We start from the raw sequence: 12011 nt of genomic DNA on the forward strand, positions 1-12011 counted from the left end.
TTTTTCAATACGGCAATATTAATCTTCAGGTTACAATTACTCACAATTAGCTTTCCTCTCCCTCCTTGATCACACTGCTTTACTTCACTGAAATTTGTTGAATTTGTGCAAACATTACAAAAATTTTTACAGCGATGGCAACAGCGAGGAATCTATACCCGTTTATTTGTACCTATTTTTGTATTGATTATTGCTGTCAGTGGTCTGCGCTACTACCTGATGATCAACGGCGAAGTCGCCGATGCCAGACAAAGGATGACGACAGAGCTAAGGCATAGCGCCCATTATCTGATCCCCACACTCAGCGGCTTGTCTGAACGCAGCGATAACCAGGCCATACGGCAGCTGTTGATACAGGAAGTACAGTCCAGCCCGGTACTCTGGCGCATCACCTGGCAATATAAAAAAGAACAGATTCAAGGCCAGGATCAAACATCACCCGCAGCAAGTTCACCAGCATGGTTTAACCGTCTCATAGCACTGCAGGCAGAAAGCACGGCCAGCCAGGTCAGACTGGCAAATGGCGATATCGGTGTGCTACGTCTGGAAACATCCATCGCGGCTGAAAACACCCATATCTGGGAAAAGGTCATGAGCCAGGCCAAAATCTCGCTGGCCATCATTTTCACTATTTATTTTTTGCTGGCTCTGATCCTGCGCGCCAACGTCAAGACCTTGCGCAGACTGGCAGATGCCACGGATAAATTCAAGAAGGGCCAGCACTCCATACGCATGTCGGTCACCGGCACGGCAGAAGCGCGTGCCCTGGCAACAACCTTCAATAGCATGGCTAATGAAGTACAGACCCTGCTGATGACCCTGCAACGCAGCCAGCGTGCCAATAGCGAGCAATTGCACTTCACCTGGCAATTGCTGCATGCCTTGCCCATCCCGATTTTTTTCCAGGACCAGTACGGCATCTGTCAACGTATCAACCGCGCATGGGAAGAATTGTTTTCCCTCAATGCCGGTGATGTAGTCGGCAGGCCCATGCCCATGCTGGCACTGGACAATGACCCCAGGCCATCGATAGAAAATGAACATGGCAAGCTGGTCAGGGAAATACAGATACAGGCTGCCGGGCAAATTCTGGATGTGATCTACTATCAGGCCAGTTTCACAAATGTTGATGGCGAAGCCATAGGCAGCATAGGTGCACTTATCGACATCAGTGAACGCAACCAGGCGCAGGCAACACTGGCAGCAGAAAATGAAAGAGTGGAAACCACTCTGGCATCTATCGGTGATGCGGTCATCAGTACTGATGTTGCAGGACGCATACTGATGCTGAACAAGGCAGCGCAGCAAATTTGCGGCTGGAACAGAAAAGAAGCACAGACGCTGAAACTGGCTGACGTTTTTTCTCTGAGTGATGCCTTGCAGCGCGATCAGCTGGAAGATTTTTTGCAGAAAATTTTTCAGAGCGCAGATATCTTGCAAGCGAATAATCAGCTATTGACTGCACACAGTGGTCAGCAATTTGAAGTCGATTATACGGCAGCCCCCATCCGGCAAAAAGATGGTACGGTCATGGGCTGTGTGCTGGTATTCCGTGATGTCAGTGAAAAACATCAACTGATGCAGCAACTCAGCTGGCAGGCGGGGCACGATATCCTGACCGGCCTGGAAAATCGCGCCGCTCTGGCAGAGCGTTTCAGCACAGCGATACAAACTGCCCACGACCAGGAAACCTGGCTGGCAGTTTGCCTGCTGGATCTCGATCATTTCCAGGCCATCAATGAAAGTCATGGTCAGGAATTTGCCAACAAATTATTGCAGCAAGTCGCGCGCCGCCTGGAAGACAATGCAGGCGGCGAACATCACGTGGCGCGCCTGGGTGGTGATGAGTTTGTCGTACTGCTGCAAAACCAGCGTGACATCGCCGGTGTTGAATTGAACCTGGCACTGTTGCTGGCTGTACTCGCGCAACCGTATGAAATAGAGCAGCAAAGCATCAGCCTGTCGGCCAGCATAGGCGTGGCAATTTATCCGCGTGATGATGTGAATGCCGATACCCTGCTGCGTTGCGCCGACCAGGCCATGTACCAGGCCAAGCTGAATGGCCGCAATCAATTTCATTTATTCGACGCTGAGCAAGACCAGCAATTGCGCACGCACCACAATCAGCGCGCCCGCGTACGCCAGGCCTTGCAACAGGGCGAGATGCGTCTGTACTTTCAGCCCAAGGTGAATATGCGCCAGGGCCGTATCGTCGGCATGGAAGCGCTGCTGCGCTGGCAACATCCTGAGCAGGGGATAGTGGGCCCGCTGAATTTTTTGCCGCTCATAGAGCATACAGATCTGATCATCGATGTCGGTGATTTTGTCTTGCAACAGGCCATGGAGCAATTGCGCATATGGACACATCTGCATGTGGACTGGGTGATCAGCGTGAATATCGCGGCCCGCCATTTCCAGTGCAAGGATTTTGTCGAGCGCCTGCGTGCGGTGCTGGCCGCCTACCCAGATGTTGCCCCTGAGCGCCTGGAAATAGAAATACTCGAATCTGCCGCCATCAAGGATATACAACATGTGCGCGAAGTCATGCTGGCTTGTCAGCAAATCGGCGTCAGCTTTGCGCTTGATGATTTTGGTACCGGTTATTCTTCATTGTCTTACCTGAAACGCCTGCCCGCCGATACCCTGAAAATTGACCAGAGCTTTGTCCGTGATATGCTGGAAGACAAGGACGACCTGGCCGTCATCAGCGCCGTCATCGGCCTGGCACGCGCCTTCAACCGTGGCGTGATTGCAGAAGGCGTGGAGAGCGCTGAACATGGCGTGGCCCTGATGCGCCTGGGTTGCGAACTGGCACAAGGTTACGGCGTCGCCCGTCCCATGCCAGCCGGACAGGTTGAAGCTTGGGCTGACAACTATGTCGCCCCTCTGATCTGGGGAGCAGGTAAAGGCCTGGAGTGGGAAGGTGCATGAACATAAAGCGTGTAAATGAACAAGATCATGGAGACATTATGCAAACAATCAGCGGTCAATGCAGTTGCGGAAAAATAAGCTATCACTATCCTGCCCCCGCATTGCAGATCGTGGCCTGCCATTGTGGCTTGTGCCGCCGTATGACGGGAGCAGCATTGTCTTCCTATGTCGTCGTAAAAGCTGTTGACCTGGTATTCACCCAGGGACAGGAATTACTGAAAAGCTATACCGTCACATCACGTACCCAGCGTCACTTTTGTACTGACTGCGGCACTCCCCTGTATAACTCCAATCGGGAAACTTATGCAGGCTTGAGCATGCTGTATCTGGGTACAGTCAATCAACATGAAAGTCTGTCACCGCGCATGGATATTTATTGTGAGAACAAACTGTCCTGGTTAAGCACAGCGGACAGTAGCAGGCATTTTGAGCAAACACCACGAAAACCCTGAGGTAAAAAAAGCGCGTCCCATTTTCAGGAACGCGCTTTTGACATCAATCCAACAGCTTATTTCGCCGGATATCTGATCGTCATTTCTTTCAGCAAATTATCGGCATGGTCAACCTCTTTCATGACCCATAACATGTAACGTATATCGACATGGATAGCACGGGTGATCGCAGTATCGAAGTACCAATCCTTGGTAATCGATTCATAGGTTGAATCAAAATTCAAACCCACCAGTTCACCATTTTTATTCAAGACGGCGGAGCCAGAATTGCCACCCGTCGTATCAGCACTGGACAGGAAATTGACAGGCACAGTCTGCAGGACATTGTCCTTGAATGCGCCATAGTGTTTTTCCTTGACTGCAGCGAGTAAATTTTCCTGCATATTGAAAGGCGCTTTGCCCGTGTGTTTTTCTACTATGCCTTCGACTGTCGTGAACGGGCCTTTGATGACGCCATCACGCGGCGAGTAAGGTGCTACCGTGCCATAGGTCACGCGCAGGGTGGAGTTGGCATCTGGATAAACTGGCTTGCCCTGGGATTTTTTCCATTCTATGACGGCTTGCATGTATTGCGGGATTACCCGTTCCAGATTGCCATCCAGCTCTTTGCGGCGGTCTTCGAGTGACATGGCAGTATCATGCAGCTTCACGGCCAGGCGCACGAAAGCATCGTCGGATTGCTCAAAGGCCTTGCGGTCCTTGCCCATCCAGGCCAGACGCTTGGAGGTTTCACCCATGCTGCTTTGCTGATATATGCTGGCGACACTTTCAGGTGTCGGTAACAATACATCCAACCCCTGTGGATGGGATTTGGCGGGCAATTTATTATATCTTTGCAGCGCTGCGGTGAACCTGGCCTGATCGACATTTTGCAGATAGGATTGTTCCAGACGGCTGAGCTTGCCGGCAATGATATTCATGTCGCGTAGCTGGTAGCCGGGCTGGCGCTCTGCATCCGGTTTTGTGCTTTCCACCGCAAGGCGGTAGAGCGTGCGTGCGCTCTTCAGCATTTCACTGGTGCTGGCGACCGACCAGGCAAATTCTTCTTCTGACATCGCCATGTCGGCAGCAATGACAGCATCAAGTTCTTTCAGCAAATTCTTGTCGCTGCCATGTTGCGCATACCAGCGACGGAATTCTGCATCTTGCCCGTCCTTGATGGCTGCAATGTCCTTGCGGGCAAAACCTTCGAGCAAACCTTCCGTCTTTTTCAAACCATTATTGAGACCTTTGGCCACACTGGCATAACGTACACCGGCGCCGGTATTGCCGGACGTTGCAGCAGCAATGACGGCCAGGTCGGCTTGGGATTCTGCCACTTTGGCAGGGTAACTGACATCACGGGCATAGCGTATTTCTGCCGGCAATTTGTAGCGGCTGGTGCGGCCAGGGTAACCTGCCAACAAGATAGGGTCACCATTTTTCAGACCCTGGGCAGATACGACGAGGAAGTCTTTTGACTGATACGGCACATTGTCGGCAGACAGGTCGGCAGGGCGGCCATCCCTGCCTACATAGGCGCGCAGGAAGGCGTAGTCACCGGTATGACGCGGCCATTCAAAGTTATCGACCTCGCCACCAAAATTACCTATCTTGTCTGAGGGTGCATAGACCAGGCGCACATCGCGTATCATGATCTGGCGTATGCGGTAATACTCCAGGCCGCGATGGAAACTGGGGACGGAACAACGATATGCCTTGTCTTGTTCACATTCAGCAATCAGGGCCTTGATGCGGTTTTCTACATGCTCAGCCCTGGTGCGACCCGACATGGCAGCAGTCAGCCCCTTGTTAATCTGATCTGTCACATTCTCGACCTTGTCGGTGATGTACATGCGTGCGTCCGGGCCCGCCGGTAATTCATCTGCCAGGGTTTTCGCCAAAAATCCATTCGCAATATAGTTTTTTTCCGCCGTTGAATTTCTTTGTACGGCACCGTAAGCACAATGATGGTTAGTTACCGCCAGGCCAGTATTCGACACAAAAGAAGCCGAGCAACCACCCAGGGACACCATCGCTGACATGGGGTGCTTTTGCAAATCCGCCAATTTTTCTGCTGGTACGTTGATGCCTATGCGTTTTAATTCAGACTTCAGTTGTGGCAATTGATAGGGTTGCCACTGACCTTCATCAGCATAAGCAGTTGAAAAGATACCGGCCAGGGCCAACGGAAAAGCGATGGTTTTAAACAAAATACACTCCAAAATGAGTTCTTACGGTACAGATCTTACCTCTCGCTGCAGTATAGCCGCGAGCGCTACCGGGTTAGGGCTGCGGCCAGGGATTTTCTGAAATTTTCTTGAAAATCATGCAGATTTATTGGTTATTTATCATGAAATCAGCACAATTAGACGTAGTTACAGACAAATCCCTGAGTAATTAGTTCCAGTTTTTCCGGATTTGAATATGCGAACCTGTTTTCATTATTCCATTTATTGGAATAACCAATTCAGCATAAAGACTATTCTTGTAAATCAAAGAAGAGTTCAAACTGATACCTGTGCAATAAGTTTGCATCGAACCACAATCAGGAGAACATCATGTCACGCGCATTTGCCGATATCACTTTTACCCCGAGCGTAAAAACCGCACAAAGCCTGTATGGCAGCCGTGAAGCCAATCGTGGTTTTGAAATGGTGGAAGAAAAACGTGATTCCCTGCTGGACAGGGATGCCGGCTTCATTGCTGCCCGTGACAGTTTTTATCAGGCGACGATATCGGAAAATGGCTGGCCCTATGTACAACACCGTGGCGGGCCAATTGGTTTTCTCAAAGTTATCGATGCAAAAACCATCGCTTATGCCGACTTTTATGGCAATGCCCAATACCTGAGTGTGGGTAATCTGCTGGCGAATGACAAGGTATCCCTGATCATCATGGATTATGCGAACCGCCGTCGTTTAAAACTATGGGGGCATGCCAAAATCGTTCATGAAGTAGATGATCCCCATCTCTTGGCCAGTCTGGAAATGCCCGGTTACCCCGCCCGCGTTGAACGCGCTATCGTGATCACGATAGCCGCAGTGGAATGGAATTGTCCGCAGCACATCACACGCCGGTTTACCGAAAAGGAAATCGAAGAAATGCTGGCAAATGCACGCGGGACCAGGCCGCGTGCATAGCAAAAATTTTATGCCTGCAAGGGCAAAAATACATCGGTCACCATCAAGTGTTCAGGTACGTCCGGGAAGAAACTGATACGTTGAAAGAACAAAGGAAAATCGCGCAAATTGCGCTCGCTTTGTGGCAGCCAGTTGTTATACAAAAACCGCACGACACTACCCAGTTGTGCGTCTGTGCCAGTATGTCTTAACACTGCGCATTCCCCGCCAGGGATGATTTTGTTGACGATGCCATGCTTATTCTCTGCCACTGGCGCAACTACGGCGGCAGCAAGACCGAAGCGATAGTCCTCAGCCGGCGTTTGCTCAGGATCATCATAGATGAGATTAAAAGTCGCGCTGACGCTGGGCGGTAATTTGTTGAGCTTGCGCCAGGCGATGAATTGCTGGATGCTGTTTGGCAGCAAAGCGGGTGCACCGCGATGCTCCAGCACGGCGATACGGGTTTCCGGGAAGCTGACGATGCGTACATCGCTGTTTTGGTAAGTAATAGGCATATGCTGTTCTCTCAATTGGTCTATGGTCAGATTGCTGTCCTGCCAGTTGTCCCACTGAGGCTGCTTTCTGAATTGTGCCGGACTGAGACCCAGGCTTTTTTTAAAAGCGCGGGAAAAAGCCTCACTGCTTTCATAGCCATTATCCAGTGCGATATTAATCACCTGTTTATGGCTGCGAAATGCCAGCTCATACATGGCTTTTTTAAGTCTCAGCAATTGAACATAGCGAAATGCCGCCAAGCCAAAGTATTCAGAAAACTGCCGGTGAAAATGAAATTTTGAGAAAGCCGCGATTTCACTTAAACGCTCAGCCGATAAATCCTCATCCAGGTGGACATCGATGTACTGCAAGACGCGCAGCATTCTGGCGTAGTAGTTGATATGGCGCTCACTCAATGATTTCTCCCTGACAGGCTGCAGAATAGCCAGCGCCCGGATTTACCGCATGATAGTTCTTGCTCTGTTTTGCCTGGTTTGACTTACATTATTTACTCAGCCCGGTGTCGCATGCGCTCCAGCAAAGCCTGCTCACACAATTTGAAGACCATATAGGCTGCCATGGCAGCGCAGGCTGACAATATGAGTTCAAGCAACTGCTGCAGGCCGCCTTCTATCAGGCCTATCCAGCCATTGTCGAGCAGGTATTCAGCATTCGCACTGAACAGGTGGACGATATCAAAAGACAGTTTGCCGAATACGACAAAACTCAAGGTCAGTAACAGAAAACAGGCAAGACTATGCTGGCATAGCCAGATATAGAATTTTCGTTGTCTTGCCATTTTCCATCCTTTCAAGAATTCTGTTTTTTTCGTGCATAGTCCTGCAAATAAGCTCAGGTTTTCTCGACGATATTTTTCAGGTTATGCAAGCCTTCATCAAACTTGCCACCAACCATTTTATCCATGCTGAAAAACAGGCTCATGAGCTTGGACATGAAATTACTGGGGCCAAACATGGCATGGCTGACGACTGTGCTGCCATCCTTTTCTTCCAGGCGGAATTCTATGGTGTTTTGTGCCGCAAAGGGTTTGTAAAAATTGATTTGCAGACGCAGGTAATTGAAAGGCTGGGTATCAAGGATTTCCATCTTGCCCTCGCCAAGTTGCTTGTTACCCTTCCAAGCATATACCGCTCCCTTGCCTGACTCAGCACCGCTATAAGTACGCTGGACAGCAGGATCGACCTTTTCCCAGGGCGACCAGGCTTCCCATTCATGAAAGTCATTGATCAAGGGAAAAATCTGTCCGGCACCAGCCTGGAATGTCAAAGAACGCTCCACACGAAAATGATCTGGCAGTGTAGCCACATACAGCAAAAAAGCAGCGAGTAAAAGCACTATGATTGCGATGATCATGTTATGTCTCCTGGGGATTAGAATTCACAGCTTAATTTGTCGGGCACTTATTTACCAATACTTTTGCCAATACTTATTGTTCAAGCTTATTTGCTACCCTTATTTGCCAACTTGATTTGCCAGCCTCGTTTTCCAGCACTTCTTGCTGACTTCTGTTTAATTTGCTTACAAAAAATAGCGCGAAAGCCAATCCTAGTTCCCGTGATTGCTATTTTTGAGGCCGCAAACTGGCTATACTAAAGCTATTCTTGGTCTTATTACACTCGATTTCTATGCCATTACCCAGCGATGCAGGTCAAATAACCACCTTCAACCTCTCAGGTGTCACACTGATTGATGCCCTGCTTCATGGCATTAAATGGGGCGGACTGAATGGGGCCGTCGTCACTTACAGCTTCCCATGGACGGCGGGTGAGTCTTACTTTTATGGCCGCAATAATTCCACCAATTACACTACAGATAATGAGCCAGGTGCCAGCCACGTTGCCCTCAGTACAGAACAGCAAAATGCGACCAAGGCTGCACTTCAGGCGTGGGCCAATGTCGCTGACATACAGTTTGTACAAGTGCCGGACACTAGCGGTAGTGCAGGAAATATACGCGTGGGCTGGACTTCATTTTCAGAAAATACATCGACTGGTGGCAAAGCCTGGGGCTGGGCCTACCGGCCAAGCGGCGCCAGTCCTTCTGGCGGGGATATCTGGATTTCTGGTAATGGCAATAAAACCAATACCAACTGGAGTGTTGGTTCCTTCAATTATTCGGCATTGATGCACGAGATCGGGCATGCGCTAGGCCTCAAACACACCTTTGAGGGTGATGTGCTCATGCCTGCAACTTACGATACGGTGCAGTATTCCATCATGTCTTACACTGAACAAAGCAATGACCTGTTCAGAACCATTACTTACGATGCCTCTGGCAAGCCATCGTTCACCTTTAAATACGTCGTACCAGAAACACCCATGGTGCTGGATATCGCCGCCATGCAATACGCGTATGGTGCCAATAACAATTATAAAACCGGTGACGACATCTACACATTTGACCCGAATTCGCCTTTCTTGAAGACCATTTGGGATGCCGGCGGCAATGATACGATTTCCGTCGCCAACTTTACCCTGGGTTGCGTGATCGACCTTACCCCCGGTAATTATTCCGACATACGCATGGTATCTGCACCAAATCCGCCCGGCTATACCGGTGGCACCGTACCAACTTATGACGGCAGGGAAAACCTGGGCATCGCCTTTGGTGCCTATATAGAAAATGCCATAGGTGGTGCAGGCAGCGACAGCCTGTACGGCAATAAGCTCAACAATACGTTTACTGGTAATGGTGGCAACGACGCAATAGATGGTGACCTGGGTCTGGATACCGCTTTGTACAACGGCGCGCATACCAATTACACCGTAACAGTCAAAAACGGTACAGCAGTCGTCGCAGCAAAAAGCGGCAATGAAGGCACGGACACACTGGACAATGTAGAGCGCCTGCATTTCACCGACGAAAACATCGCTCTCGATATCAACGGCATAGCCGGGCAAGCTTACCGCCTGTACCAGGCCGCCTTTGACCGCAAACCCGACTTGAAGGGGCTGGGCTACTGGATCAATGACATGGACCATGGTTCCAGCCTGACGACTGTGGCGGCGGGCTTCATGCTGTCGGCTGAATTCCAGAAACTGTATGGCACCAAGCCCACGAATACCGTGCTTGTCACCAATTTTTATCAGAATGTCTTGCACCGCACACCCGACCAGGCCGGTTTCAATTACTGGCTGGATCAGCTTAATACCAATAAAATTACTGCCGCCGGTGCGCTTGCCAGCTTTTGTGAGAGTGCCGAAAACCAGGCTCTGGTCATAGGTTCTATACAAAATGGCATTGAATACCTGGTCTGGCCTGCATAAACACACAGTAATAGCCACTTTCAGTCTTTCATACCTCAAAGCCCGCCACGCTGGCGACAGCTTACCCTACAATGACGACATATCCGCCGGGCTGCTCTTGAAAGAGCGGCCTGCTGTCGTCGTCTTCATACAGAAATACATCCCATGTCAGAATCCACCGCCTTCAATACGCTGCCGCTATCCGCTCCCATACTCGCCAATCTGGACAGCCTAGGCTACAAGGAAATGACAGCGATACAGGCAGCCAGCCTGCCCGTGATCCTGCAACAGCAAGACCTGATCGCCCAGGCCAAGACCGGTAGCGGCAAGACCGCCGCCTTTGGGCTGGGCATACTGGCCAAGCTCAATCCCACTTATTTTGCCGTGCAGGGCCTGGTGATATGCCCGACGCGTGAACTGGCTGACCAGGTCGCCAATGAATTGCGCCGCCTGGCCAGGACCATGCCGAACGTCAAGATTGTCACCCTGTGCGGTGGCACCGCCATGCGCCCACAGATTGCCTCGCTCGAATATGGAGCGCATATCGTGGTCGGCACACCTGGCCGCCTGATCGACCACATCAGCCGTGGCACGATCAACCTTAAAACCGTACAAACCCTGGTACTGGATGAAGCCGACCGCATGGTAGACATGGGCTTTTATGACGATATCTACGATATCGTCGCCGCCACACCAACACGCAGGCAAACCCTGCTGTTCTCGGCCACCTACCCGGACGATATACGCCAGGCCAGCGAGCAACTGCTGCGCGACCCGGTAGAGATCAAGGTTGAATCCCAGCATGCCGCCAATCATATCGAGCAATTGTTTTACCTGGTCACGCCAGAAGGGCGCAATACCGCTGTCGCCACCCTGCTGCATCATTACCAGCCGACTTCCACCATTGCTTTTTGCAACACCAAGATCCATTGTCGCGAACTAACAGAAGAATTGCACGCCCAGGGTATCAGCGCCCTGGCCTTGCATGGCGACCTGGAACAACGCGATCGTGATGAAGTGCTGATACGTTTCGCCAACCAGAGTTGCTCCGTCCTGGTCGCCACCGACGTCGCCGCTCGCGGTCTCGATATACAAACCCTGGGTGCAGTCATCAACGTCGATGTATCCAAAGATACTGAAGTCCACATCCACCGCATAGGCCGCACTGGCCGTGCCGGCGAAAAAGGCCTGGCACTGAGCCTGGCCACCCCGGGTGAAAAGAAGTGGGTAAAACTGATAGAAGAATATCAGGGCGAGCCAGCCAACTGGGGCGACATCCACGCCCTCGAAGCTGACCCGGAAAGAGACTTGCAAGCCCCGATGATGACCATCTGCATCATGGGCGGTAAAAAAGACAAACTCCGCCCCGGCGATTTACTCGGTGCGCTGACTGCTGACCTCGGTTTGAAAAAAGAACAGGTAGGTAAAATCAATGTCTCGGAATTTGTGACTTATGTCGCCATCGACAGGCAGGTCGCTGAAAAAACTGTGGACAGGCTGAGCCATACCAATATCAAGGGCAGGCAATTCAGGATGCGGATTATTGATTGATTGCGACGGAGACAAGAAAAGGGAGTAGCTGCCGGGCTACCCCCGGCCAGCATTAGTAAATTACCAAATGCCGGTATTTGAAAATCAGGTACATAAGAAACACAAACCTGAAATTAATTAACTCCACGACGTGCCAGGAGTGCCGCTGGAGCGCCAGCCCGGTGGATTCCTGCCAAAAGCACGCAGGAATGACGTTAATGAGATTGTAAGTG

Annotated in this window: 9 protein-coding genes; 5 read left to right on the forward strand and 4 right to left on the reverse strand. The window is 50.8% G+C overall.

The annotated features are described in order from the left end of the window. The first annotated feature begins 105 nt into the window (after positions 1 to 105). Both AC07OI_RS02470 and AC07OI_RS02475 read left to right on the forward strand, forming a co-directional pair. Entirely contained in the window at positions 106 to 2931 is a 2826-nt protein-coding gene (locus AC07OI_RS02470) for a bifunctional diguanylate cyclase/phosphodiesterase (RefSeq protein WP_495256178.1), read from the forward strand. Between the two features lie 38 nt (positions 2932 to 2969). Continuing rightward, positions 2970 to 3383, forward strand: coding sequence for a GFA family protein (locus AC07OI_RS02475; protein WP_492704103.1), 414 nt, complete (start codon positions 2970 to 2972; stop codon positions 3381 to 3383). Positions 3384 to 3439: 56 nt separating this feature from the next. Here the strand turns inward: AC07OI_RS02475 and AC07OI_RS02480 are convergent, their stop codons facing one another. Next, on the reverse strand, positions 3440 to 5575 hold the full coding sequence (locus AC07OI_RS02480; protein WP_495256179.1) for a S46 family peptidase: 2136 nt from the start codon (positions 5573 to 5575) through the stop codon (positions 3440 to 3442). A gap of 348 nt (positions 5576 to 5923) precedes the next feature. Here AC07OI_RS02480 and AC07OI_RS02485 point away from each other — a divergent pair, with 348 nt between their 5' ends. Then, entirely contained in the window at positions 5924 to 6505 is a 582-nt protein-coding gene (locus tag AC07OI_RS02485; protein WP_492704105.1) for a pyridoxamine 5'-phosphate oxidase family protein, read from the forward strand. A gap of 8 nt (positions 6506 to 6513) precedes the next feature. Here the strand turns inward: AC07OI_RS02485 and AC07OI_RS02490 are convergent, their stop codons facing one another. From AC07OI_RS02490 to AC07OI_RS02500, 3 genes are all read right to left on the reverse strand, one after another. Further along, complete coding sequence (locus AC07OI_RS02490; protein ID WP_495256180.1) at positions 6514 to 7398, reverse strand: AraC family transcriptional regulator; 885 nt, start codon at positions 7396 to 7398, stop codon at positions 6514 to 6516. Between the two features lie 92 nt (positions 7399 to 7490). After that, the gene (locus AC07OI_RS02495) at positions 7491 to 7781 is read right to left on the reverse strand and encodes a hypothetical protein (protein ID WP_492704107.1); all 291 of its coding nucleotides are present in this window, start codon (positions 7779 to 7781) and stop codon (positions 7491 to 7493) included. Between the two features lie 53 nt (positions 7782 to 7834). Beyond that, the gene (locus AC07OI_RS02500; protein ID WP_495256181.1) at positions 7835 to 8356 is read right to left on the reverse strand and encodes an SRPBCC family protein; all 522 of its coding nucleotides are present in this window, start codon (positions 8354 to 8356) and stop codon (positions 7835 to 7837) included. A gap of 272 nt (positions 8357 to 8628) precedes the next feature. On the opposite strand from AC07OI_RS02500, the gene AC07OI_RS02505 reads away from it, so the two are divergent. Together AC07OI_RS02505 and dbpA are read left to right on the forward strand one after the other, a co-directional pair. Next, positions 8629 to 10269, forward strand: a complete 1641-nt coding sequence (locus tag AC07OI_RS02505) for a DUF4214 domain-containing protein (protein WP_495256182.1) — start codon at positions 8629 to 8631, stop codon at positions 10267 to 10269. A 144-nt stretch (positions 10270 to 10413) separates the two neighbouring features. Then, the gene (gene dbpA, locus AC07OI_RS02510) at positions 10414 to 11799 is read left to right on the forward strand and encodes an ATP-dependent RNA helicase DbpA (protein WP_495256183.1); all 1386 of its coding nucleotides are present in this window, start codon (positions 10414 to 10416) and stop codon (positions 11797 to 11799) included. Positions 11800 to 12011: the final 212 nt, after the last annotated feature.

This window comes from Undibacterium sp. GW821-FHT07F11 (assembly GCF_059418665.1).